Source organism: Nocardia harenae NBRC 108248 (assembly GCF_001612885.1).
Classification (GTDB): domain Bacteria; phylum Actinomycetota; class Actinomycetes; order Mycobacteriales; family Mycobacteriaceae; genus Nocardia; species Nocardia harenae.
This window is the reverse complement of sequence record NZ_BDBH01000005.1, coordinates 174869-198362: the sequence shown is the minus strand read 5'-3', so window position 1 is coordinate 198362 and position 23494 is coordinate 174869. Positions and strand designations below refer to the sequence as shown.

Below are 23494 nucleotides of genomic sequence, written 5' to 3'. Positions count from 1 at the left end.
AGCCCCGCCGTGTCCACGGCGGGGCTTCTTCGTGTCTGCGGCACCTCTGCGGGTCGGCTCCTCCCCCGACTGTTCCCGGGGTCCTTCCTCCGAAGGCTTCTCGAGTGCGGCCCGGTGGCCGGTCCAGGGTGGCCGCAGGCCATCGGCGCAGCCGACGCGCAGCGCCCTTGACCGGGTGCCGGGCCGCACTCACGCTGTCCGGCCGAGGAAGGGCGTCCCACCGTGGTGTCGGCGTCCGGATCGGTTGCCGGAGGTGTTGCTGTGGCGTACCGAAAACCCGCCGCGAAGTAACCGAAAACTAGCCGAAACCCCGCTGGTGCTCCGGCTAGTTTTCGGTGCACTCCTCTTCCCTCCCATACCTGCCCTGACCTGGTAGTTCAGGGCCGTGATTTCTGCTCACTCCCCCCACCCCCCGTTCCACATCACATACCCACTGCGTGCGCATGTGATGTGGAACGGGGGGTGGGGGGAGCAATCAGAAATCAAAAAGAATGTGTGTGAGGTATGGGAGGGAAGAGGAGTGGGAGGTGGTTGAGTTGGGGTGAAATCGGAAAGTTTGGTGCGGGGCTGGGTTGGGTGACGAGGGGTGGGCTGGGGGCGTCGTGTGTGGGAGGTGGCGGTCTAGAGATCCGCGGCCGGGGGGGTGGTCCGGGGAAGGCTCGGGCGTGTGCTGCAGTGGGTGGTGTGACGGCGCGGGCGCCGTCGTCCGCGAGCCGGGCTCGCGCCTGCTTTTCGCCGGGTGTGGTGTGCGGCGCCTCTCCGCTCGGCCAGAGACGGGCCTATCACCCGGGTGACGGGTATCCAGGGCGCTGCGCGTCGGCTGCGCCGATGGCCTGCGGCCACCCTGGACACCCGCCACCCGGGTGATCGAAGATGCCCAGGCCGATCGGAGAGTCACCACCCACCACGCACTCCCCCGCGGCTCCATTCCGGAAGGGCTGTGCAGCCTGGCGGCTGCATCGGGGCGCCTGCCCCGGGCCCCGGCTGCTCGCCGCAGGGGCAGACCTCTCAGAGAGCCGGGGGCGCTCAACCTTCGACTGGAGGGTCTACCGCAGCTATCAAGCGGTTATGCGGCGGGCGATCGGGTGGTTACTTCATTCCCAATGCGGTGCGGATGGAGTTCGGGGTCCGTTCGAGGTCGATCTCAGTGCGGGCGCATGCCTCGGCGATGAATTCGGCGAGCAGCTCGGGCGGGGTGCCGCGATCGATCGCGGCATCGATCTCGGTGGCGAGCTCGCGCAGCCGCTCCTCGGTCCGGGCCGCCGCGGCTGCCCAGGCGTAGGCGGTGTCGCGGGCGAGCTTGCGGCCGCGGGCTTCGGCGCGGTCCCGGCTGCGGCCGCGCACGGCCGCCGGTGCTGCAGCTGGCGGCGCGGTTCGCGCGGCCGGCTGGCTAGCGCCGCGGCGGTGGGCGCGGGGGCCGGTTCCGGCGGCGGCGGTGGCGTGGTGGGTGCGACCCGGGCCGGGGCGGACCAGGCGGGGTGTTCGTCGGCGAGGGCGGAGCGGCGGCGCCGCGGCTGGCCGGTCATGCCGCGGTCTTGCCGAGCAGCTGCGCCGAGATGGGCTTGAGCACGTCGTCGCCGAGCACGCGCAGCCGGATCGGGCCCTCATCAAGTCCGAGACCGCCGTCGAGGGCATCTTTGATGCCGACCCACAGCGGGACCTTGTAGTCCAGCCACACGGGCACGTCCGGGAAGTGCCGGGCCATCCCCTCGACCAGGTCTTCGGCCGAGCAGCTTGCACGGTCGCTGGGTGGCGGTTTCGGTAAATGTCGCTGCTCGGGCGTAACCTCCTCCGGATTTGTTCGTTCACCGAGAGGAGTGGGCATGGCGAGGTTCAGGATCAACGAGGGGAACTTCGGCGACGCGACTGTGGATGCGGACTACTTCGAGGAGAAGGGCTCGCTGGTCATCTTCTTCACCGACAGCGACTACCGGGATCAGCAGGTCTATGCCCTGCTGGCCTCCGCTGTGAACTCTATCGAGCGGCTGCCGGACTCCGAGTAGGGCGAGCAGCACTCAGCCGTCCGCACCGGTGGTCAGCACCGTGTGTGGCCGATCATTGACATGACAGGAGGAAAATGGCGAAGAGCACGCTTCATTACGGTGGTCAGGAATTCCGGATCGCTGACGGTTACGCCGAGCTGGTGGTGACGCAGCTGAAAAGGGCTCAGCAAGACGCCGAGCGGCAGGGCGTGACCGAGCTGGTGGCAGTGGACCTGGGCGAGCCGGTCGGCACGCTCCACCTCTCGGTCTCGAAGTACATCCCGCTGGCCGTGCAGGTGCGCAAGAACTCCGACGAGAAGAAGCGCGGCGCCACCCTCTGATTCGGCTCTGCCTAGATCACGGACAAAAGGCTGTGGCCCCGCCGATCAGGGTCGGCGGGGTCACAGCGTGTCGAGCCGCGGTCTATCCGGCGAGGGCGTGCCCGCCGGCCGGGTGGTGTCAAAGCGTTCGATATCCTCGCCGGTGACGGCTTCGACCAGGGCGCAGCCGATGAGTTCGGCGACCGGCGGGGTGACGGCGTTGCCGTAGCCGCGGGCTTGGGTCCGCTTGTCCCCGAGGGCTTTGAAGGTGCGGGGGAAGGCCATCCCGGCGCGGATCTCGCCGGGTTCGAGCATCCGGTAGGTGCACTCGGCGACCAGCTGGGCGGGGTCCATGCCGACCAGCCCGAACCGGTCCCGGGTGGAGAGGGTGTCCATGGCCCGGTCGGCCACGGGCTTGGCGACTCCGGTGCTGTAGTACGGCGCGAGCAGGTGCGCTGCGGCGTCCGGGCCGGTGGTGGGGTGCTGGACCAGGCCGTGGTGGAATCCGGAAGCGGAGAAGGTGCCCAGCGGGTCGGCGACCGTGCGGGTGGACTGTTTGGAGCCGCCGCCGCGCAGGCTGGTGATGAACGGCGGCACCGCGACGGCGAACTCGCGGCGGGTGGTCTGGGTCGGCGGCGGCAGCGCCGCGGTGGTGGCTCGCTTCCCGGCCCTCGCGCTGGTCGGGATGACCAGGGGCGGCACGACGAGGGCGTCGGTCTCCTTGGTGGTGCGGGTGGGCATCGGCACTCCGAGCGGGGTGGCGCCGGTGCGCCAGGTCCCGCCGACCGGCTGCAGGAAGGCGGTGTCGGCGTACTTCGCGAGCCCGATCCGGATGCGTTCCATGGTGGCGGGCTTGAGCGGGCGGGTGCGGGCGCCGATCTTCTCCCCGGGCGGCAGCGCCCAGTCGATCGCGGTCGCGGCCGGGGCGACGAATGGCTCGATGACCTGGTTGCGGCAGGCCCGGTGCGGGCAGCGGTAGACGTACTGGCCGTTGGCGATGCCGTAGCGGCCCATCTCCGCGCCGGGCTGCTTCCACGACTGCACCGCGTCGACCACGGTGTCGCAGGTGAAGCACCAGGCGTGCGGGCGCAGCCATTTGTTCCAATCCGGTTTCCGGCCCAGCGATTTGAGCCAGTAGGCGACGTAGAGCCGGTCGCGGGACTGCGGGGCCCGCTCGCACCGGCGCGGCATGGCGTGCATGGAGTTGAACGCGATCACCCGGGTGGCGTAGCCCAGGGCCTGGATCTCGCCGATCCACCGGTTCCACTGGTCCCAGCGGCGGCACTGGATGACGTTCTCCATCACCCCGGCCAGCACCGGGCGCCCGCGCCCGGCCATCGCCCGCAGGTACCGCGGGATCTGCTCGACCAGCGCCCGCGACCGCGCCGACTCCGGGTCCTCGATCACCCCGAGCTCCTCGTCGAACATCGTGTACTGGTTCGACCGGTCGAAGCCGCGGCGCACGCCCTTGGCGTCGGTCCATTCCGGGCACGCCGGGGAGGCCCAGAACAGCTCGGTCGGCGGTAGCGTCGCCAGGTCGATGTCCTCGACGTCGCCGGGCGGGAGGTGCTCGGCGTCCGGGAAGTTCAGCGCGTGCACCGCCACCGCGGTCTCGTTGTGGTTGGCCGCGATCCGCAGCTCGACCCCGGGCACCTCGTCCCACCCGAGTGAGTCCCCGCCCCATCCGGCGAAATACACCGTCGATCTCAGCACCCCAGCACCTCCATAGGTGAACTTTGTTGCCAACTATGTTCACAGTGAGGCACGGCCGGAGGTATGTCAACTGTGTTGGCAACAAAGTGTGCGATGCTGTCGGGCATGAACCGAGACGACGAGCACCGGGCCGCGGTGCGGGCCGCCCGCGAGGTCTACGACAACGCTCGCGCCGAGCTGTTCGCCGCGATCAAGGCAGCGCTGGCGGCCGGGGTCGGAATCAGCGCGATCGGCCGGGACGCCGACTTCTCCCGCGAGTACATCGCCCGCATCCGGGATGGGAAGGGTCCGAGGGAGACCCGGAACTGAGCTCGGACCGGTGTGGCGGACACCCTATGTAGACCTTCGATTTTAACCCTATGTAGACTTGCGTCATGGCTGATGAGGTTCGGATTACTGAGACCACCGCGGTGGTCCTACGCACGTTCCTGGACAACCCCAAGGAGCCGCACTACGGGTTCGAGATCATGCGCGCGGCCGGGATCTCGAGTGGCTCGCTGTACCCGATCCTGGCCCGGCTGGAAAAGGCCGGGTGGATCGACGGGCACCTCGAGGACATCGACCCGAAGGTCGAGGGACGCCGGGCGCGCCGCTACTACACGATGACCGGCGCGGGCGAGTTCGCCGCGACCCAGGCGCTGCAGAGGTTCGCGAACAAGCTCCGGTTGCCTGCCTGGGTGCCGCGTCCGGCGACGGGGAACGCCTGGACGCGCTTCGGGCTGCCGCAGTGGTGCTCGGGCGCGGCGTTCGGTGGTATGCGGTGATCGACTGGGGGATCGCTCTCGCCGCGGTTGTCGGGACAGTTCTCTACCTCGGGGCCAAGGTGGTGGCCCACCTGGTGAGCGAGGAGGTGGAGGGCCGCATCAACCGATTCGGGTTCGCGCTGCTGCACCTCGCCTGCTGGCGTCTGCCGACCTCGCTGCGCGCGGAGTACTACGACTGGTGGGCCGCCGACCTCGAAGAGCACTTCCAGGCCGCCGAGGAGCTGCCACTCACCCGGCTCTTCTGGGCGATTCGCTTCCCAATCCCGCTGCTGTTCACCGGGCGCGCGACCGCGCAGATCCTGGATGCGGAGGCATTCGAGGTGAGTCTGCCCTCTTCGCCCAGACTGTTCAGTCGAGCCTGGATCCAGGCATTACGGACCTCGCGCCTTTCTGCCCGCCAGAGGTTGCTTCTTCTCGCCGTAGGGGTTTCCCTTGGTGCGGGATCCGGCGCTGCCGCCGCCCGGCTTACCGATGGTCCCGTTTTTCCCGTCGCGGTGCTTTTGGCCGCGTTGGTTGCCATGGCGGCCATCCATTTCAGGGATTCTCGTAAATCACGCCATAAGCCATCGAGCGGCTTGAGCGGCGAGTGACACCCTACGGATCGGGGTTCTGACCCTCGATAACTCCGGTATTTATCGGGGGTCGAAATCGAACGCATGTGCGGAATATTTCCGGCCGAGTTCGAGCTCTCCGAACCAGCACGAATCCTCGGCGGCGAGTTCAACGAGCCGATTATCGGGGTGTGAGGCGAATAGAGCTCGGTTCGAAAGTTTTTCTGCCGCGAGGTGCTGGGTTGAGGTGAACCTCGCACAGCAGGTCGACAACTGCGCGTCGAGCGGCCAAGTCGGCGCGGCCGAAGGCCTCAACGGGCGAAGAGGCCAGCAGAATTTCTGATGCGGCAGTCCCAGCTGCGAGCCCTATCCGCTCGGCCTCCATGGCCGCGATTGCCGCCTCAGCTTCTCGTTTGATCTCTGCGAAGAACTCGCCGTCGATCAGCTCGGCCTTGTAGTCGGCGCGGGCTCGTTTGATCCGGTCCCGTTCGAGATTTTCCGCGCGCACCAGGTCTTCGACGCGGCCATCGTCCTGCTGCGAGAGCAGGTTCGCGAGATCGGGCTGCGCGAGTCTGTGCTGCACGAACTGCAGCACGACTTCGTCAATGCGGTCCCGGACGCGCATGATGTGTCCGGCGCATCGGTAGCGCGCCCCGTGCGCGCGCACGAGGGCGCCGCAGATTCCGCAGCGGTACAGGCCGGACCCGAGGTGCTTTCGCTCGGTGCCAGCGCGGTTGCTCTTCCGCCGGGGGTCGTCCAGGCGGCGCTGCACGTCGAGCCAAGTGCCGTCCGTGACAATGGGCTCCCATTGACCTCGAACCGGTGCGCCGGTCTCGTCCCGAACGATCTTGCCTTCGAGCATGCTCCATCCCGCGTATCGCGGATTGCGAAGAATCGAGAGCACCGATGTCGGGTTCCACGGCCGGCCGCTCCGGGTGGGCAACGGCGGTACCGATTTCGGAAGGTCCTGGACGGCGGTTCGATCGCCGACCTTGCGCACGGTGGGCTCGGCGCCCGACAGCGCCGCGGCGATCGCCTTGAGCGATGACCCGTTCGCAAACGACTGGTACACCGCTTGAACAGCCTCAGCCTCGCCGGGGACGAGCTCGCCGTCCAGGGTGTAGCCGGTGGCGCGCACACCGCGCGGTGGCCGGCCTTTCGCGGCGCGCTGCTTCTGCGCGCGACTCTGCCGGGCGCCCTTTCGTTCCATCTCGGCGCGGGCGACCGCGGCTTTGATCCGGGCGTACATCCGCCCGCCATCGGTCTGGAGGTCGGCCTCCCCATTCGCGGTGACCAGGCGGAGGCCCTGAGACTCGGCAGCGTCGATCCAGTCCTCCAGCTGGCGCGGCTGCCGGGTGAGCCGGTCGAGGTCCCACGTAATCAGCGCGTTGAACCGGCCTGCCTGGTAGTCCGCGACCATGCGGTCGTAGTCCGGCCGCTGCTTCGCCCTATTGAAGGCCGAGATGCTGTCGGCGTACCTTTCGACCACGGGCCACCCGCGGGCCTTCGCGATCTCCTCGCAGTCCTCGAGCTGGCGCTCGACGGCTAGTCCTTCGCCGGTCTGATCGAGGCTGATCCGCAGGTAGATCGCCGCCCGCACTGGAGTCGTAGCCATGAGGTGATTCTACTGCGGGATGTGGTCGAGTTCCGCTTCAACGTCTGACGGCCGCACCGGATGCGGTGCGGCTCTGCTCGTGGGCTACACTGGATCCAATCGACCCCCTCCCAAGCCTCTCATCGAAGCTCAAATGGGAGGGGCCTTTTTTCTTCCGGGGGGATGATGAAGCCGAGCCTGTCTGTGTTGGAGCAGATCGAGCTCCTCAGCCGACGTGGCCTCGTTATCGAGGACGGACCGGCCTGTTCGGAATTCCTCACCGCACACAACTACTACAGGTTTTCCGGTTACGCGCGGTACTTTCAGCAAGCTCCGCACGTGGGTGACGACGCCTTCCGTCCTGGTGTCACTTTCGACGAGATCCGGGCGATCTATGAAGCGGACGAAGCGCTGCGGCACCTGCTCGGGCCGCCCCTCGCCCACATCGAATTGCTGCTGCGGACCCATACGGCACGGGTGATCACGCACATTTATGGGCCATGTGGGCGATATCTCGAAGCGGACTTCTATACCGACATCGGCCACGGTGAACGAACTGTCGAGTCGTGTCTGCGTGATATCGAGCGGAGCGCGGCAGGCCGGACAGTTCGATGCGCGATCGGTCGTGGACGTCGTCGCGTCGCTCGATGATGTGCTGGTCCGCAGTAGGACTGCGAATCCCGTTCTGCCGATGCTTATCCAGCAGTATCCTCGCGACTCCGAATTCTGGCGCGGTCTCGCTCGCCCGCAGAACCCCCGCGACCACAGGTGAGCCGGGCTCTCCCAGCCTCTGAGTTCCATGCCTGAGCCACCACGGTCGGATCGTCGAGGTCGCGGGCGAGTTCGCGGAGGCGTATCAGGTCGCTGACCGAGACCTTGATGTGCGACTCCGTGATCGCGAACGACGTCGCCCCCATCGACCCCTCGTTCAACTTGGCGACCCCGTCGATAGCGCGGTCGGCGTCGGGCATCTCGGCGAGGACCTCGGGCTCGGTGTCCTTGCCGCGCTTGCTGGACTCGAGTTCGGTCGCGCGCTGCTTCATGGCGTCGCGTTCCTCGGTGGTGCAGCCGGTGTAGCACTTCTCGGTCATGGCGACCACGGTAGGGCGGCAGCCGGGCTCGGGGCTTCTCGAAACTGATCGTTCGTGGCCGGCCCCGGAACTGGGGGCGTAATGCCGGACGAAAGATTCCGATTTCGCTGGTGTCGGGATTCCGAAAGGGGAGGCAATGAGGAAGATCTTCGGGGCGGCGGTCATGGCGATCGGGGTGGTCGCGGCGGTGGCCGGATGTCAGAGCGGTACGGGGAATTCGGCGCCGCCGGGGTCGAGCGTGTCGCAGGCGCCGAGCGGCACTCAGCAGCCGGGCGCGACGGGACAGCCGGGCGCGACGGGGCAGCCGGGTGGAACGGCACAGCCCGGGTCCACGCAGCAGCCGGGCGACACCCAGCAGCCGGGCGGTGCGGGTCCGAATTCGCCCGCCCAGCCCGCGACGGCGGGCAGCGGCAGGTGCCTGGACCCGGCATCACCGGTGGTGACGGCGGCCGTCGCCACCCTCGGCCGCGCAGGCAACGAGGCTCCGTTCGTCGCGGACGGCGCCAGCGACAACCCGCTCCCGCAGTGCCCGCAACTCCTGTGGGCCCGCTTCACGGCGGGCGGCTCGGCGAGTTCCCCGTCGCACATCCTGTTCTTCGACCACTCCGGCTACCTGGGCACCGCGACCCAGCGCGAGACCTCCTACGCCTCGGTCATCGCCTCGACCGACCGGGCCGTCGAGGTCCAGTACCGCTGGCTCGTTGCCGACGAGCCGTTCTGCTGCCCGCAGGGCGGCCCGGTCACCGTCACCTTCACGCTCACCGGCAGGGCGGTGACACCGGACCGCTCGATCCCGAGCGAGGTCACCGATCCGGCCCCCGGCTGCTCGGTCGACACCGCGACCCTCGTCACCGCGCTGAACGGCACGGAGGTCGGAGCCCGCCTGGCGCAGCCGATCGAGCTGGCGGACGCGAAGTGCGCGGGCGGCTGGGCGTCGGCGCGCAGCGGCTCGCACGACGGCACCACGCAACCTGCCATGGTGCTGTTCCGGTACGAGCAGAACGGCTGGCGCCCGGTCGATGTGGGCAGCGCTCTCGGCTGCGCGGAGTTCGGCGCGCCGGAGCAGCTCTGCCGGTAGCGGCGCAGCGGCGCAGCACCGCAGGGGGTTCGTGCACGCTCGCGAACGCCGGGTGCTGCGCCGTGTCGCCGCCGCCATCGGCCCCCAGCTCCACCCGCTCGGAGTCGGGGCCGAGCACCAGCTCCAGCGTGCGGACGGCGATTTTCGGTGTGTCGTCGCCGATCTCGAGCGAGCCGCTGACGGTGCGGAAGCCGGGACCGCAGGCGGAAATGCCGCCGGGCAGCGCACCGACAGGGTGTGCCCGGTGATCGCGGGGGTGTAGCGGCGCGGTTGCGGCGAAACATACGGGGCGGTCGTCCAGCGGTGGCCCCGATGATCCCCGAACGGGTGGCCTCGGCCTGCGGGGGCAAGGGTCCTTGGTCCCTATCTCGAGTCGATATAGGAAGTATCTCGAGAATGGAACCGAAAGGTCTCCAGTGCCGCTGGGAATTGGATACCGAAAGGTTTCTAATACCGTGAAGTCTGAATTCCGAACTTTCCCGTGGTTGCCGGGGATTATCTGCCGTTCGGCGTGCGATCACTCGCGCCGGTGTGTAGCGTCTGGAATTCGTAACCTACGCAAGGAACAGTCCGGGGGATCGGTGATCGGGATCGATGGCTGCCTGCAACGCATCATGGACATTCCGGGTGCGCGCAGCGTGACACTGGTGGACGGGGCCAGTGGCTTGGCGATCGCAGCCGCAGGTAGACATGACCTCGTCGACGAGCACGAGGACGCTGCGGCGACCACGGACGTGGTGCGCGCGGTACTCGGCTGCCCGGCGCTCGCGACCGACGGCGACGACGTCAGCGAGATCATCGTCTACGGCACCAGCGGATATCACCTGCTGAATCTGGTGAACGGCGATTTCGACGGAAGACTTTTCGTTCACGTCCTCTTCGACGAGGAAAACGGGAACCTGGCAATGGCGCGATTCCGGCTCAAGAATATCCTCGGCGAAATGGCCGGCGAGCCGGCATGAGCACTGATCTCGAGCTCGAACTGCGGCGGCTGGAAAAGGCGGGGAGCACCGGCGTGCTGCGGGCGAGCGATGGCGAGTTCCACCTGGCCGAGGGCGCGATCGTCTCCGCGGAGTGCCGCTGGACCACGGGGCTGGACCGGCTCGTCGTCGAGGCGGGCGTGGCCACCGAAGAGGACTGGCGGCGGGCGGGCGCGGGCGATCCGGCGCCGGTGCTGGGCCGACCCCGGCTGGAAACTCTGGCGTTGCTGTCGGTATTCGACGCCGCGTATTTCCTGCTCGCCACCGCCGAGCGCAGCGAATTCCATCCGGCGCCCGCGCACTGGCTGGCCCCGGTCTGCCACGTGCCGCCGCAGGCGCTGGTGCGCGAGTGCGCGCGCCGCGGCGACCCACGCTCGGGGCCGTGGCCCGCCGCGCTGGTCGACCGGGCCGCCGTGGTGCCGGTGCGCCGGGTCCGGCGCAGGCGGGTCGTGCTCACCGGCGGCCAGACCGAGGTGCTCGCCATCGCGGACGGCCACCGCACCATCGCCTCGATCGCGCGGGCGCTCGGCCGCACCGCCTACGGCGTGCTGGAGGCGGTGCGCGAGCTGACGGCGGCCGAGCTGATCGCGCACCCGGAACTGCTCCTCGAGCCCTTCGGCGTGGAAACCGCGACGCTCCCGGTGGCCCCGTTGCCGTCGGCGCCGGCGGTGGTGCCTGCGCCGGTCACGCCGCTGCCGCGCCGCGTCGCCCAGCCGGTCGAGCCGCTCGCCCCGTACGACCGGCTGGAGCCGGTCGACCGCGAGGTGCTGGTCCGGCTGAAGGCGGCGCTGGAGGAGCTGAAGTGGTGACGGCGGGAAAGAAGCTGCTCGGCGACCTGATGGGAAGGAAGAGCAAGGTGTCGATGTCCGGACCCGAACCCGACGCCGTGGTACTGGCGGAGCTCAGGGCGCTGCGCGAGCGGGTGCCCCGGCTCACCGGCGCGCTGGTCGCCTCCAGCGACGGCCTGCTGGTCGCGCACGACCTGCCCCCGCATATCGAACCCTCCCGGATGGCGGCGCTCGCCGCCTCCCACCTCTCGCTCTCGCACCGGCTCGCGACCACCGCGCACGGCGGCGGGTTCCACGAGGTCGTGGTGAACGGCACCGGCGGCCACGTGGTCATCTACGCGGCCGGCTGGACCTCGCTGACCGTGCTCGCGGGCCCCGAGGTGAACGTCGGGCGGCTGCACCTGGAGAGCCGCCCCGTCGCCCGCGCCATCGCCGACCACCTCACGGCGATCACGAACGATCCCGGAAAAGACCGGGCAACGAAAACCCACTGAAAGGAACCCTGTGTCCACCACCATGGATCTCGCCCTGAAGGACATGATGGTCATCGACGGCGCTGTCGGCGCCGCGGTGGTCGATTACAACAGCGGCATGGCGCTCGGCATGCTCGGCAGCTCCAAGGCGCTCGACCTGCAGGTCGCCGCCGCGGGCAATACCGAGGTGGTGCGGGCCAAGATGCGCACCATGGAGCAACTCGGGCTGAACGAGGACATCGAGGACATCCTCATCACGCTGCAGGCCCAGTACCACATCATCCGCCCGATGACCGGCCGCAAGTCCAAGGGCCTCTTCCTCTACCTCGCGCTCGACCGCAACCGGGCCAACCTGGCGCTGGCTCGGCACCGGCTGCGCGGGATCGAGGAGGATCTCGAGGTCTAGCACCTCGCCCGCCCGCGGAGCCCGGCACCGGGGCCGGGCATCGCGGGAATGAATCGGTGCCACGCGGTGCTGCAGTCGGTAGAATTTCAACTTTGAAATACCGACCTGCCGAGGTGACCCGTGACCACGTCCCGCCTGCTCGATCCGTCGGCCTCGCGCACCGCGGCGGCCGACGCGCTCGTCCCGGCCGCGCACCCCTTCTTCGGACACCTGCGGCACGCCGCCGCCGTCACCGAGCCGCACCGGGCGTGGACGCCGGGCGACGACCCGCTCCCCGCGCTCTACCTCAGCCACGGCGCGCCGCCGCTGCTGGAGGACACGCCGTGGATGCGGCAGCTGCACGGCTGGGCCCGCGCGCTGCCGAGGCCGAAGGCGATTCTCATCGTGAGCGCGCACTGGGAGTCGGATGCCGTCGGCATCACCAGCACGGCGCCGACCGAGCTGGTCTACGACTTCGGCGGCTTTCACCCGCTCTACCACCGGATGCGGTACGACACCCCGGATTCCGGCTCGCTCGCCGAGCGGCTGCGGGCGGTGCTGCCGGACCGCACGCACGTCTTCGAGCATCGCGGCCGCGGGCTCGACCACGGCGCCTGGATTCCGCTCAAGGTCATGTACCCGGAGGCCGACATCCCGGTGCTGCAGCTCAGCCTGCCCACCGCCGACCCGGCCGGGCTGCTCGCGCTGGGCGTGCGGCTGCGCGCGCTGCGCGCCGACGGCGTGCTCGTCATCGGCTCCGGCTATATGACGCACGGCCTGCCCTACGTGGACTGGGCGCACCCGGAGCGGGTGCCCGGCTGGTCGCGGGAGTTCGACGAGTGGGCGGCGGCCGCGCTGGCCGCAGGCGACCTGGCCGAGCTCAGCGATTACCGGCACCGGGCGCCGGCACTGGCCTACGCGCACCCGACGGTGGAACACTTCACACCGCTGTTCGTCACCCTCGGCGCCGCGACCGAGCCGGCCGCCGCGGTCACGACTGTGATCGACGGATTCGCCATGGGCCTGGCCAAGAGGTCGGTCCAGACCGCCTGAGAGCCGAGGTACCCGTTGACCGACCCACGCTGGCTGGACGACCGCGAGATGGCGGCCTGGATGCCGCTGATCAAGCTCATCCACCTGCTCCCGCAGGCGCTGGACCGGCAGCTGCGCGACGAGGTCGGGATCGGGCACAGCTACTACTCCATGCTCGCCTCGCTCTCCGACGCCCCCGAGCGCACCCTGCCCATGGGCGAGCTGGCCCGCTACACCGCGACCAGCCCGTCCCGGCTCAGCCACGCCATCTCGGTGATGGAGGAGCGCGGCTGGGTGCAGCGTAAGCCGTCGCCATCGGACCGGCGGATCCAGTACGCGACGCTCACCGCCGCCGGGCTCGAGGTGCTGCGCAAGGTCGCGCCGAGCCACGTCGCCGAGGTGCGGCGCCTGATCTTCGACCGGCTCGACCCCGAGCAGGTGGATCAGCTGCGCGACCTGGGGACCGTGTTGCTGGACGGGCTCGACGGCCCCGGAGCGGCCGGACGCTGAAAGGGCCGGCCCGCGAATCGGATTCGCGGGCCGGCCCTTTCGGTGCGGGTCAGTTGCCCAGGGTGAGCAGCTTCTGGAAGAAGTCGCGGTAGTCGCGGAGCGCCTGGCGCAGGTTCTCGGTGTCGCTGTCGGTGCCGCGGGACCAGCGGCCCTGCAACTGCTGCTGGTGCTCGGACCAGCGGGTGGTGATCTGCTCGACGGTCTCGGAGACGAGCAGGTCGGCCCTGGTGACGGCGTCGTGCGGGTTGTCGACGAAGGAGCCCTGGACCTCTTTCCACCTGGTGTTCAGGACGTCGAGCAGGTCGTTGTCGAAGAACGGCTTGTCGATGTCCGTCGGCTCGGGGGCGGTCGCGATGGTGGCGGGAACCCCGGGTTCGCGGGAGACCGTGGCGGAGTGCGGCTCCACGTCGTGCGGCTCGTGGTCCGCGTCGTGGTCGTGGGCAGACTCGCCGCCGGAGACCGTGGGGTCGGCGGTAATGGTCGGTTTGCCGGAGAGGCCGTCCGCAGTGGCCGCGTCGTCGGTGGCGAGGGCGGAGTGGGACCTGCCGTGCGCCCGGTCGGTGTCGTCGGCCGGATCCGCCGCGAAGCCGGGTGTCCCATCGGTGTCCGCCGGATGCGACCCGTGGGTGCCCGGCTCGGTCGCCGCGAGCGAGTCCGACTCGGTGTGCGTCTGGTGGGTGCCCGGCTCGGTCGAGGTGAGCGGGTCCGACTCTGTGGTGTGCGTCGCGTGGGTGCCCGGTTCGGTCGAGGCGAGCGAGTCCGACTCGGATGCGGTGTGCGTGCCGTCGGTGCCCGGATCGGTCGGCGCGCCCGCGTGCGGCTCGGCGCCGCCGAGATCGTCCACCCGCTTCTCGTCGTACCCCACCGAGGGCTCGGGCGCCCCCGGCCCCCCGCTGATCCGGACCTGGTCCCTCGACCGGTCCCGGGTGCTGTTCTGGTCGGTGCTCATGCGTTCACGTCCTTGGTGCTGTAGGTGCCATCGTCGAGCAGGTCGCGGAAGATTTCGCGGAAGTGCACGATGGCAGTGCGCTGATCCTCGGTGGAGGCGTCGCGCCCGGCGATCTCGTGGCCCTTGCGGTAGTGCTCGAGCACCGCGGTGTGCCGCACCGAGAGGTGCGCGGCCTGCTCCTCGTAATCGCCGGTGGGGTAGCCGCGCTCGGCCATCACCTCGGTGACGAGGCGGTCGGCCTCGCGCACGGCGCCGGCCGGGTCGTCGACGAACTGCTCCTGCACGCCGTTCCAGCGCTCCGAGTACCTCGCGGCGCGCGCCGGTTCCAGCGGCTTCAGTTCGAGCTCCGCGTGCTTGCGCTCGCGGTCGAGTAGTTCGTGCTCGCCGCTGCGCTTGTCCGGGGCCGCGGTCACCACGCGGTCGTACTCCGGGCCGAATCTGCGCTTCAGCTTGTTGCTCCGTAGCGCGGGCCGCACCAGCAGCGCGATCCCGGCCACGGCGATGATCACCACGACCACCACGATGGCCAACACTCCAGCAGACACCCGATTCCTCCTTCGCCGAACCCGATGTGTCGGAGACGGGAATGCCTCGCCCGCGCAATCCGAAACGGTGCTGCCCGCGGTGAATCCCAAGCGGACAGCCGAATTTCACCGGGCGGCGGAGAATTTACGGTCGCGAGCCCGGTTCGTCGATCGATCCGGCACCGGGGCGCGGCCACGGATTCTTCTCGCGCACTTCGATATCCCGGTTGAAGCGCGAGATCAGCGCGCCGAGCTGGGCCAGGTCCGCCTCGGACCACTCGGAGACCACGGTCCGCAGCCCCTCGTGCGCGAGCGCGCGGTCGGCGGCGAGCAGCTTCAGCCCCTTGGCGCTGGCCCGCACCTTGCGCGCCACCCCGCCGTCCGGGTCCGGCACCCGGAGCACGAGCTGCTGCTTCGACATCGCGGCCACCTGGCGATTCAGCGTGGAGATGTCGAGCCGGAACGCCTCGGCGAGCTCGCGCAGGCTGAGCGCGTGCTCCAGCTCCAGCCGGGTCAGGATGAGGAACGCCGAGCGCTCGAGCTGGTACCCGGCGCGCCGCGGGGTGGTGCCGGTGTGGTGCCGGGAGAGCAGGGTCAGCTCGAACGAGAGCCGCTCGAGCGCGTCGAACTCGCCGGAACCGGAATCGGACATTCGACCACTATGTCCGACGACCCGGGGACCACCAAATTGTGCACGATGCACATCGTATGTACCGTGCACATGTGAGTATCACCGCCGAACCCGAGACCGGGTCGCCGAGCGCCGAGCGGCGCATGCCGCCGCCCGCCGTCCTGATCGCCACGCTGAGCCTGGTCGGCGTGGTGGTCTCGCTCATGCAGACCCTGGTCATCCCGATCGTCCCGCTGCTGCCGGGGCTGCTCGGCACCTCGGCCACCAATGCCTCCTGGGTCATCACCGCCACGCTGCTGTCCGGCGCGGTGATGATGCCGATCAGCGGCAGGCTCGGCGATATGTTCGGCAAGCGGCGAATCCTGCTGCTCGCGCTGCTGCTGCTGGTCATCGGCTCGCTGGTGTGCGCGCTCTCCTCCTCGCTGGCCCCGGAGATCGTGGGAAGGGCGCTGCAGGGCGCGGCCAGCGGCGCGATTCCGCTCGGCATCAGCATCATGCGCGACGAGCTGCCGCCGCAGCGGGTGGGCTCGGCCATCGCGGTGATGAGCGCGACGCTCGGCGTCGGCGGCGCCGCCGGGCTGCCGCTGGCCGCGGTGATCGCGCAGAACGCGGACTGGCACGTGCTCTTCTGGACCTCGGCCGGGCTCGGCGCGCTCTGCGCGGTGCTGGTCTTCGTGCTGGTGCCGGAGTCCGCGGTGCGCACGCCCGCGCCCTTCGACTTCCTCGGCGCGATCGGGCTCACCGTGACGCTGGTCGCGCTGCTCGTCGCCATCACCAAGGGCACCGACTGGGGCTGGAGCAGCGGCAGCACGCTCGGGCTGCTCGCGCTCGCCGTCGTCGCCGGGCTGGTCTTCGGCTGGTACGAACTGCGCCGCACGGCCCCGCTGGTGGACCTGCGGGTCTCCGCGCGGCCCCGGGTGCTGCTCACCAACGTGGCCTCGATCGCGGTCGGCTTCGCGCTCTACGGCATGTCGCTGACCTTCCCGCAGCTGCTCATGGCCCCGGAGGCAACCGGCTACGGCTCCGGCCTCTCCATGGTCGCGGCCGGGGTGGCGCTGGCGCCGGGCGGGCTGATGATGCTGCTGCTCTCGCCGGTCTCCGCGCGCATCTCGGCGGCGCGCAGCCCCAAGCTGACGCTCGGGCTCGGCGCGACGGTAGTCGGGCTCGGCTACCTGAGCGCGGCGGTCTGGATGGGCGCGGTCTGGCAGATCATCCTCGCCGCGAGCATCGTGTCCGGCGGGGTCGGGCTGGCGTACGCGGCCATGCCCGCGCTGATCATGGGCGCGGTGCCGATCAGCGAGACCGGCGCGGCCAACGGCTTGAACGCGCTCATGCGCGCCATCGGCACCTCCACCTCGGCGGCGGTGATGAGCGTGGTGCTCGCGCACCTGACCGTGGACCTGGGCGGGCACCAGCTGCCCTCGAAGGACGGCTTCCTGCTGACCTTCTACATCTCGGCCGCCGCGGCCGCGGTCGCGGTGCTGATCACGGCCGTCATCCCGATGAAGCGCACGGCGGACGCCGCTACCCCTTCGTGACGAAGCCCTGCTCGACCATCCAGTCCCTGGCGACGTCGGCCGGCTCCTTGCCCTCCACGTCGACCAGCCGGTTCAGCTCGGTCACCGTCTCGTTGGTGAGCAGTTCGGTGATCTGCTCCAGCACGGTGATGACCGCCGGGTGGGCGGTGGCGTAGGCGTCGGTCATCACCAGCGCGGCGTTGTACTTGGGGAAGAAGGCGCGGTCGTCGGTGAGCAGCAGCAGGTCGAGCGCCGGGATGCGGCCGTCGGTGGCGGCCACCGAGCCGAAGCGGCAGGAGCCGCCGTCGGCGACCGCGTTGAAGACCACCGCGTCCTGCACGATCTGCTTGGGCGCGCTGCCGTTGTCGATGCCGTAGGCCTTCGCCATGCCGGGGTAGCCGTCCTGCCGGACGTTGAACTCGGTGCCTACGCAGGTCACGGCGGCGCCCGGGTCGGAATTGAGCAGCTCGGCGTAGTCCGAGAGGCTGCGCACCCCGGTCTGATTCGCGTAGGCCGCGCTGGTGACCAGCGCGTAGGTGTTGTTCACCGGCGCCATGGCGGCCCAGCGCATGCCGTTGGCGGCGAGATCGGCGTCGCGCACCGCCTCGAACTGGCCCTGCGAGTCCGGGACCGGCTTCTCGTTGCCGAGGTAGTTGATCCAGCCGGTGCCGGTGTAGTCGAAGGCGATATCGATCTGCTCGTTGAGCTGGGAATCGCGCAGGCTGTTGGAGCCCTGGATATTGGTGAGGTCGCGGACCTCCATCCCGGCGGCGGTGAGCGCGAACTCGATGATGTAGCCGAGGATGAGCTGCTCGGTGAAGTCTTTGGAGCCGACGGTGACCGCCACCCCCTCCAGCTCCGGCACCGGCTGGATGCTGCCGGGGCCGACGCTCAGCGGCACCGCGCCGCCGGACTCCAGCCCGCACCCGGCCAGCGCCAGTACCGCCGCGAAGAGCAACGCCGCTCCCCGCCTCCGACAGCAGCCCGCCGTCATCGCAGGCCCTTCGGCCCCAGGTACTGCTCGGCCAGCGCGCCGAGCCAGTCCACCAGCAGCGCCAGCGCGACCGCGAGCACCGCGCCGAGCACCAGGGTGACATTGTCCCGCAGCTTGTAGCCGGTATCGATGAGAATGCCGAGCCCGCCCGCGCTCACCAGGAAGGAGAGCGTGGCGGTGCCGACCGCGAGCACCAGCGAGGTGCGCAGCCCGGCCAGGATGTACGGAATGGCGAGCGGGAACTCGATGCGCCGCAGCACCGCCCACTGCGACATGCCCTGGCCGCGGCCCGCATCCACCACGGCCGGGTCGACCTGCTGGTAGCCGAGGATGGTGTTCCTGAGCACCGGGAGCAGGGAGTAGAAGGCGATCGGGGCCACGCCGATCCAGAACCCGGTGGTGCTGGTGACCAGGTAGAACAGCACGATCAGGCCGATCGCGGGCGCCGCCGCGCCGATATTGGCGATGCCGACGAAGATCGGCGCCAGCCGCTTCCAGCCGGGGCGGGTGACCAGGGTGCCGATCGGCACCGCCAGCGCGACCACGATCAGCACTACGGTCACGGTGATCAGGATGTGCTGCCAAGTCACCGTGGCGACGTTGGCGACATTGACGCTCGCCTCCTGGGTCGCGGTGAGATCCCGGTTGAAGGCCCAGATCAGCACCCCGGCGACGAGCACCGCGACCAGCAGCGGCTGGGCCAGCAGCCGCAGCCGCTCGGCTCTGCGCTCGGCGCCGGTGGAGACCGCGGTGCTCACGATGGCTCCGGGGTGTCGCCGGACGGCTTCCCGGTGCCGCCGGGAGCGTCCGCGGCACCCGTCGCGGGCTTCGCCGTGCTGCCGGGGGTGTCCGCGGCATCCTTCCCGGTGCCGGCTGTCGGCTCGGCGTCCGCGCTCGCCGTCTCCGCGTCGTCCGTCGCCGCCTTCGCGGTTCCGCCCGCCGCGGGCGCGTTGCCCGCCGTCGGCTTCTCCGCCGCGTGCTCGGGCGATTCGGCGGCGTGCCGGACGGTCGCCAGGTGCGAGACCAGGGTGTCGACGGCGATGGTGCCGAGGTACTCGTTCCGGTCGCCCGTGACGATGGCGGTCGCGGTGGGCTCGGCGAGCAGCGCCTCCAGCGCGTCCTGCAGCGTCGAGCGGCGCGCGACCCAGTCCGCCACCGGGGTGCCGACCCCGGCGAGCGAGGCGGCCCGGTTCAGCTGATCGGCGGTGACCCAGCGCAGCGGCCTGCGGCGATCGTCGAGCACCAGCGCCGCCGGGTCCCCGCTGCGAGCCAGCTCGGCGCGCAGGGTGGCGATATCGTCGGTCTCCAGCGCCGCGGGCGTCGGGTGCAGCTCGATATCGGCGACCCGGGTGAGCGTGAGCTGCCGCAGCCCGGCCCCCGCGCCGACGAACCCGGCAACGGTGTCGTCCGCGGGCGCGGCCAGGATGGCCTCGGGGGTGTCGTACTGCAGGATGCGGGACTGATTGCCGAGCACCGCGATCCGATCGCCCAGCTTGACCGCCTCGGCGAAATCGTGGGTGACGAAGACGATGGTCTTGTGCAGCTCGGACTGCAGCCGGAGCAGCTCGTCCTGCAGGAAACCGCGGGTGATCGGGTCCACCGCGCCGAACGGCTCGTCCATGAGCAGCACCGGCGGGTCGGCGGCGAGCGCCCGCGCCACCCCGACGCGCTGCTGCTGCCCGCCGGAGAGCTGGCGCGGGTAGCGGTCGCGGAAGGTCGCGGCGTCCAGCCCGACCAGGTCGAGCATCTCCTCCACCCGGGCCGCGATCCGCTTCCGGTCCCAGCCCAGCAGCCCGGGCACGGTCGCGATGTTCTTGGCGACGGTGAGGTGCGGGAAGAGCCCGGACTGCTGGATGGCGTAGCCGATCTTGCGGCGCAGCTGGTCGCCGTTGATGCTCAGCGCGTCCTCGCCGCCGATGGTGATCTTCCCCGAGGTGGGCTCGATCAGCCGGTTGATCATCCGCATGGTCGTGGTCTTGCCGCAGCCGGACGGCCCGACGAGGACCACGATCTCCCCGGGCGGCAGCGTCATCGAGACATTGTCGACGGCGGGCTGCTCGGTGCCGGGGTACCGCTTGGTCACCGAGTCGAGCACGATCTCGACGCCGGAGACCGCGTCGGTGCCCGCGGCGGTGTGCTGGTCGGTGTCGGTCACGTCGTTCCCCTCGAGATGGTGAGTCGTCCGACGAGGACGAGGATCCCGTCGAGCAGCAGGGCCAGGATCACGATCAGCACGGTGCCGGTCAGCGCCATCGGCACCGCGGTCGGGCTGCCCAGCCGGGCCAGCCCGGAGAAGATCAGGTTGCCGAGCCCGGGGCCCTTGGCGTATGCCGCGATGGCGAGAATTCCCATGATCATCTGGGTGCTGACCCGCATGCCGGCGAGAATGGCGGGCCAGGCCAATGGCAGCTCGATCCGGGTGAGCACGCGCATCGAGTTCATCCCGACGCCGCGCGCCGCGTCGGTCACCGCGGGGTCCACCGAGGCCAGTCCGACGATGGTGTTGCGCAGGATCGGCAGCAGCGCGTAGAGCACCAGCGCGATCACGGTCGGCGCGACGCCGAGCCCGAAGATCGGGATCAGCAGCCCGAGCAGCGCGAAGGAGGGAATGGTGAGGACGGCGCTGGCCAGCGCGGTCGCCACCGAGGAGCCGAACGGGCTGCGATACACCAGGATTCCGATCAGCACCGCGATCAGGGTGGCGAGAAAGACCGACTGCACCACCGCCGAGACGTGCAGATAGGAATCGGTGAGCAGCTGTTCGCGCCGGTTCACCACGAAGGTCCACAAGGTGTCCAGGATTACCTCCAACGGCGGCCCGGTGATCGCCAGAGCAGACTAACCCGTCCGGAGTCGCGGAGCGGGTGATTCCGCCGCCGCGGAGTGGCGCGCCCGAGGTCGGGAGCGTGCGGGGGGTTTCGCGCGCGGTGCGCAAAACTCTTGCCGCTCAACCTGTGTGGCGCATGCGGGGGTGGCGCTGCGGCGCCGGGGCATTACGATGGGAGCGCGGCGCCCGGCAGCGTCGCTTCCGGGCCCTGTCCTGCCTCCCCCTCATCGGCAGGACAGGGTTCCTCTCCGGTCGCGTAGCGTGTGCGGTGTCCGCTGCCAGCTCGAGGTTCTTTCGGAAGACGAGATGCGACCGACCGACGAGACACCGCACGCCCCGGCCCTGCGTGCGGAGCCCGAGCCCGCGCGCGAGCAGGAGTGGCTGGAGTACGCCGAGTTCGGCGAGCGCTTCGTGGCGCACGCCGTCACCGAGGAGCGGGTGGCCGCCGCGGTCGCGGGCATCACCGGGCGCAAGATCACTTTCGGGCCGTTCTCGCTGGGCCCGGCGGGGCTGGCCGGGTTCGTGGCCGAGGGCAAGGTGGGGGAGCCGCGGATCGTCCGGCGCGGGCCGCACGTGCACTACACGGTGACAGTTCCGGTCTCGCTCGCGCTCAAGGCGCTGCTCGCCGGGCGCAAGCTGCGGCTGGAGGCCATCGTCTCGGTGGAGGTCGCGCTGCACGCCCGTACCGCGAGCCCGCTGCTCGTGGTCATCGACATCCCCCCGATCCAGCCCGCCGACGTCAGCGTGGTGCTGCGCACCCAGGCGGGCGACGCGGTGAACGAAATGCTGCTCGACCCCATCGCGGGCGTGGTGCAGCGCGAGGTCGCCAACCGGGTGAACCCCATGCTCGCCGACCCGCAGACCCGCCGCCGCCGGGTCTTCGACATCGAGGCCATCGTGGCGGGCGTGGAATCCACGCACCGGCGCAGGGCCGAGGCGGAGTGGGCCTTCGAGTGGATCGATTACGCCGAGTTCGGCAGGCGCTTCTTCCCGCTGCTGGTCACCCCGGAGCGGGTGAACGCGGTGCTGGCCGAGCGGCTGGCGGGCAGGCCCATCGAGATCGGGCCGCTGCGCACCGGCCCCGGCCGCCGGGCCACGGTGACCGTGCGCGGCGCCGTCCGGCTGCCGGCGCTGCGCCCGCGCGAGCCGGCGCCCGGCTACCTCGAGCCGGTGGTCTACGACGTCACGCTCCCGGTAGCGCTGGACATCACCGTCGACGTGCTCAAGGCCAATCGGTACCGGGCCGAGCTGGAGGTGCCGCTGGTGCTGGCCGCCCGCGCCGCCGACCCGCTGCTGCTGGTGATCGATGTGGAGCCGCCGGACCCGGCCGAGATCCGGCTGGAGCTCGCCGCCGAGGGCGTGCGGGCGGCGACGCTCGGCGCGCTCGCCAAGATCCGCAAGCAGGTGGTGGCACAGGTCGCGGCGGTGATCCGCACGGAGCTGACCTCCGGCTCCGGCCGGGTGATCGACGTGGGCGCGCGGATCGGGAAATCCGTCTGACTCCCCTGTGACCGGTGTTGTCGGTGAGTCTGGCGGTTCGGATGGGGTTTGTGGTGGAATGAGTCCACGTTCGAGGCTCCCGGCGCGTGTGTCTTGGGGAAGGTGCGCCGGGCACGCTGTTCTACCGCGTTAGACAGGTGCACGGGGGGTCACGAAGGAGTCCCGCGATGTGCTCGTCCTCCGTTTCTCCCCGCCCCGCGCTCTCCCGCCGCGGCCTCTTCGGGCTCGCCGCGGTCGGCGCCGCCGTCGCCGCTGTCGGGGCGCGCGCGCCCGGTGCCTCGGCCGCCTCGCTCGGCACCCTGATCGACTACTCCGGTGGCGTCCCCTCGGCGGCGGCCATTGCCGAGGCCGGGCACGCGGGTGTCATCCGGTACGTCTCCGACCGCAGGCCCGGCGCGGAATGGATGGCGGGCAAGCCGCTGCGCTCCGGCGAGGTGGCGGAGCTCCGGGACGCCGGGCTGGAGATCGTCTCCTGCTACCAGTTCGGCAAGGGGCCGACGGCCGATTGGCGAGGTGGCCTCGCGGCCGGGCGGCAGCACGCCGAGCGCGGGCTGGAGCTGCACCGGGAGGCGGGCGGGCCGGAGGACCGGCCGATCTACGCCGCCATCGACGACAACCCGACCCCGGTCGAGTTCGCCACCATGATCGCGCCCTACCTGCTCGGCTGGAACGGGGTGGTGGGCAAGGGCAACACCGGCATCTACGCCAATGCCCCGACGATCGAGCTGGCCAGGGTCGCCGGGCTCGCCACCTGGTTCTGGCAGCACGACTGGGGCACGCCGAAGGGCTTCACGCACCCCGCCGCGCACCTGCACCAGTTCGAGATCGACAAGCGGGCCATCGACGGCGTCGGCATCGACCGCAACCACATCCTGCGCCCGCAGTACGGGCAGTGGTAGCCGGCTAAGTCTGGCTGTGCCGCACCGGATCCGGCTCCGCGTCGGGGACGACGCGCAGCACCGGCCTGCGCTCCGGCTCGGCGTGCACCCCGCGCCAGGACAGCAGCGACCAGCGGGAGAGCCCGGAGAGCGCGGAGCCGAGGCTGAGGAACGACCCGGACGAGAGCAGCGAGCCGAACGACCCCACCGAGCCGACCGAGAGCACCGACCCCACGCTGCCCACCGACAGGATCGAGTAGGCCGAGCCGATCGACAGGATCGACCCCTCGGACCGAATGGACAGCAGCGATCGCCTGCTCCGGATCGACCGTTTGGTGCTCACCATGCGTGTGGTCTATCACACATCACAACGCCCCGCGAGCGTGGCTCGCGGGGCGTTGCGACGGCGGGAA

At 70.2% G+C, this 23494-nt stretch carries 29 protein-coding genes; 16 read left to right on the top strand and 13 right to left on the bottom strand.

The annotated features are described in order from the left end of the window. Positions 1-1089 precede the first annotated feature (1089 nt). Positions 1090-1344: a hypothetical protein gene (locus NH2_RS12505; RefSeq protein WP_067652907.1), complete on the bottom strand. Its 255-nt coding sequence runs from the start codon at positions 1342-1344 to the stop codon at positions 1090-1092. A 178-nt stretch (positions 1345-1522) separates the two neighbouring features. Next, the gene (locus tag NH2_RS28735; RefSeq protein ID WP_157103740.1) at positions 1523-1825 is read right to left on the bottom strand and encodes a hypothetical protein; all 303 of its coding nucleotides are present in this window, start codon (positions 1823-1825) and stop codon (positions 1523-1525) included. Here NH2_RS28735 and NH2_RS12495 point away from each other — a divergent pair. Together NH2_RS12495 and NH2_RS12490 are read left to right on the top strand one after the other, a co-directional pair. Next, complete coding sequence (locus tag NH2_RS12495) at positions 1824-2003, top strand: hypothetical protein (RefSeq protein WP_067652904.1); 180 nt, start codon at positions 1824-1826, stop codon at positions 2001-2003. The two genes, NH2_RS28735 and NH2_RS12495, sit on opposite strands and share 2 nt — an antisense overlap. Before the next feature lie 74 nt (positions 2004-2077). Further along, positions 2078-2323 (top strand): hypothetical protein, encoded by a 246-nt coding sequence (locus NH2_RS12490; protein WP_067652902.1) that lies wholly within the window; start codon positions 2078-2080, stop codon positions 2321-2323. A gap of 60 nt (positions 2324-2383) precedes the next feature. On the opposite strand, the gene NH2_RS12485 is transcribed toward NH2_RS12490, so the two are convergent. Beyond that, positions 2384-4015, bottom strand: a complete 1632-nt coding sequence (locus NH2_RS12485; protein ID WP_157103739.1) for a DNA cytosine methyltransferase — start codon at positions 4013-4015, stop codon at positions 2384-2386. A 105-nt stretch (positions 4016-4120) separates the two neighbouring features. Between NH2_RS12485 and NH2_RS12480 the strand changes: the two genes are divergently transcribed. From NH2_RS12480 to NH2_RS12470, 3 genes are all read left to right on the top strand, one after another. After that, complete coding sequence (locus NH2_RS12480) at positions 4121-4324, top strand: hypothetical protein (protein WP_245650544.1); 204 nt, start codon at positions 4121-4123, stop codon at positions 4322-4324. 65 nt (positions 4325-4389) lie between these two features. Next, on the top strand, positions 4390-4779 hold the full coding sequence (locus NH2_RS12475) for a PadR family transcriptional regulator (protein WP_067652898.1): 390 nt from the start codon (positions 4390-4392) through the stop codon (positions 4777-4779). Continuing rightward, positions 4776-5369 (top strand): hypothetical protein, encoded by a 594-nt coding sequence (locus NH2_RS12470; RefSeq protein ID WP_157103738.1) that lies wholly within the window; start codon positions 4776-4778, stop codon positions 5367-5369. Before NH2_RS12475 ends, NH2_RS12470 begins: the two co-directional genes overlap by 4 nt. Positions 5370-5511: 142 nt before the next feature. Here NH2_RS12470 and NH2_RS12465 read toward each other — a convergent pair whose 3' ends face one another. Then, on the bottom strand, positions 5512-6945 hold the full coding sequence (locus NH2_RS12465) for a recombinase family protein (protein WP_067652895.1): 1434 nt from the start codon (positions 6943-6945) through the stop codon (positions 5512-5514). A 186-nt stretch (positions 6946-7131) separates the two neighbouring features. On the opposite strand from NH2_RS12465, the gene NH2_RS28140 reads away from it, so the two are divergent. Beyond that, positions 7132-7575 (top strand): Abi family protein, encoded by a 444-nt coding sequence (locus NH2_RS28140; protein ID WP_245650543.1) that lies wholly within the window; start codon positions 7132-7134, stop codon positions 7573-7575. A 44-nt stretch (positions 7576-7619) separates the two neighbouring features. Here the strand turns inward: NH2_RS28140 and NH2_RS29400 are convergent, their stop codons facing one another. Beyond that, positions 7620-8015 (bottom strand): hypothetical protein, encoded by a 396-nt coding sequence (locus NH2_RS29400; RefSeq protein WP_174552826.1) that lies wholly within the window; start codon positions 8013-8015, stop codon positions 7620-7622. Positions 8016-8151: 136 nt separating this feature from the next. Between NH2_RS29400 and NH2_RS12455 the strand changes: the two genes are divergently transcribed. From NH2_RS12455 to NH2_RS12420, 7 genes are all read left to right on the top strand, one after another. Then, positions 8152-9093 (top strand): LppP/LprE family lipoprotein, encoded by a 942-nt coding sequence (locus tag NH2_RS12455; protein WP_084505493.1) that lies wholly within the window; start codon positions 8152-8154, stop codon positions 9091-9093. Between the two features lie 581 nt (positions 9094-9674). Further along, the gene (locus NH2_RS12445; RefSeq protein ID WP_067652887.1) at positions 9675-10055 is read left to right on the top strand and encodes a hypothetical protein; all 381 of its coding nucleotides are present in this window, start codon (positions 9675-9677) and stop codon (positions 10053-10055) included. Next, the gene (locus NH2_RS12440) at positions 10052-10882 is read left to right on the top strand and encodes a hypothetical protein (RefSeq protein ID WP_067652886.1); all 831 of its coding nucleotides are present in this window, start codon (positions 10052-10054) and stop codon (positions 10880-10882) included. The genes NH2_RS12445 and NH2_RS12440 overlap by 4 nt, the downstream gene beginning before the upstream one ends. Continuing rightward, positions 10879-11355, top strand: coding sequence for a roadblock/LC7 domain-containing protein (locus NH2_RS12435; RefSeq protein WP_245650542.1), 477 nt, complete (start codon positions 10879-10881; stop codon positions 11353-11355). Before NH2_RS12440 ends, NH2_RS12435 begins: the two co-directional genes overlap by 4 nt. A 22-nt stretch (positions 11356-11377) precedes the next feature. Beyond that, positions 11378-11740 carry a hypothetical protein gene (locus NH2_RS12430; RefSeq protein ID WP_067653542.1) on the top strand — a complete coding sequence of 121 codons (363 nt, stop codon included), beginning with the start codon at positions 11378-11380 and terminating at the stop codon, positions 11738-11740. A 327-nt stretch (positions 11741-12067) separates the two neighbouring features. Next, positions 12068-12772 carry a DODA-type extradiol aromatic ring-opening family dioxygenase gene (locus NH2_RS12425; RefSeq protein WP_245650569.1) on the top strand — a complete coding sequence of 235 codons (705 nt, stop codon included), beginning with the start codon at positions 12068-12070 and terminating at the stop codon, positions 12770-12772. 15 nt (positions 12773-12787) lie between these two features. Further along, positions 12788-13261: a MarR family winged helix-turn-helix transcriptional regulator gene (locus NH2_RS12420; RefSeq protein WP_067652882.1), complete on the top strand. Its 474-nt coding sequence runs from the start codon at positions 12788-12790 to the stop codon at positions 13259-13261. 49 nt (positions 13262-13310) lie between these two features. Here the strand turns inward: NH2_RS12420 and NH2_RS12415 are convergent, their stop codons facing one another. The 3 genes from NH2_RS12415 to NH2_RS12405 all read right to left on the bottom strand — a co-directional run bounded on the left by NH2_RS12415 (position 13311) and on the right by NH2_RS12405 (position 15386). Then, positions 13311-14210: a hypothetical protein gene (locus NH2_RS12415; RefSeq protein ID WP_067652880.1), complete on the bottom strand. Its 900-nt coding sequence runs from the start codon at positions 14208-14210 to the stop codon at positions 13311-13313. After that, the gene (locus tag NH2_RS12410) at positions 14207-14755 is read right to left on the bottom strand and encodes a hypothetical protein (protein WP_084505492.1); all 549 of its coding nucleotides are present in this window, start codon (positions 14753-14755) and stop codon (positions 14207-14209) included. Before NH2_RS12410 ends, NH2_RS12415 begins: the two co-directional genes overlap by 4 nt. A 124-nt stretch (positions 14756-14879) precedes the next feature. Next, on the bottom strand, positions 14880-15386 hold the full coding sequence (locus tag NH2_RS12405; RefSeq protein ID WP_067652878.1) for a MarR family winged helix-turn-helix transcriptional regulator: 507 nt from the start codon (positions 15384-15386) through the stop codon (positions 14880-14882). A gap of 122 nt (positions 15387-15508) precedes the next feature. Between NH2_RS12405 and NH2_RS12400 the strand changes: the two genes are divergently transcribed. Further along, entirely contained in the window at positions 15509-16903 is a 1395-nt protein-coding gene (locus tag NH2_RS12400) for an MFS transporter (protein ID WP_067653538.1), read from the top strand. On the opposite strand, the gene NH2_RS12395 is transcribed toward NH2_RS12400, so the two are convergent. Genes NH2_RS12395 through NH2_RS12380 form a run of 4 tightly spaced genes read right to left on the bottom strand, consistent with a single transcriptional unit; the run spans position 16890 to position 20675 of the window. Further along, the gene (locus NH2_RS12395; RefSeq protein WP_067652876.1) at positions 16890-17876 is read right to left on the bottom strand and encodes a glycine betaine ABC transporter substrate-binding protein; all 987 of its coding nucleotides are present in this window, start codon (positions 17874-17876) and stop codon (positions 16890-16892) included. The genes NH2_RS12400 and NH2_RS12395 overlap by 14 nt on opposite strands. Beyond that, positions 17873-18634 carry an ABC transporter permease gene (locus tag NH2_RS12390; protein ID WP_067652873.1) on the bottom strand — a complete coding sequence of 254 codons (762 nt, stop codon included), beginning with the start codon at positions 18632-18634 and terminating at the stop codon, positions 17873-17875. Before NH2_RS12390 ends, NH2_RS12395 begins: the two co-directional genes overlap by 4 nt. Next, positions 18631-20031, bottom strand: a complete 1401-nt coding sequence (locus NH2_RS12385; protein WP_084505490.1) for an ABC transporter ATP-binding protein — start codon at positions 20029-20031, stop codon at positions 18631-18633. Before NH2_RS12385 ends, NH2_RS12390 begins: the two co-directional genes overlap by 4 nt. Beyond that, complete coding sequence (locus tag NH2_RS12380) at positions 20028-20675, bottom strand: ABC transporter permease (protein WP_067653536.1); 648 nt, start codon at positions 20673-20675, stop codon at positions 20028-20030. Before NH2_RS12380 ends, NH2_RS12385 begins: the two co-directional genes overlap by 4 nt. Positions 20676-21009: 334 nt before the next feature. Between NH2_RS12380 and NH2_RS12375 the strand changes: the two genes are divergently transcribed. Next, positions 21010-22203, top strand: coding sequence for a hypothetical protein (locus NH2_RS12375; protein ID WP_067652871.1), 1194 nt, complete (start codon positions 21010-21012; stop codon positions 22201-22203). A gap of 167 nt (positions 22204-22370) precedes the next feature. Beyond that, positions 22371-23102 carry a DUF1906 domain-containing protein gene (locus NH2_RS12370; protein ID WP_067652869.1) on the top strand — a complete coding sequence of 244 codons (732 nt, stop codon included), beginning with the start codon at positions 22371-22373 and terminating at the stop codon, positions 23100-23102. A 4-nt stretch (positions 23103-23106) separates the two neighbouring features. On the opposite strand, the gene NH2_RS12365 is transcribed toward NH2_RS12370, so the two are convergent. Beyond that, on the bottom strand, positions 23107-23427 hold the full coding sequence (locus NH2_RS12365) for a hypothetical protein (protein ID WP_067652867.1): 321 nt from the start codon (positions 23425-23427) through the stop codon (positions 23107-23109). Positions 23428-23494: the final 67 nt, after the last annotated feature.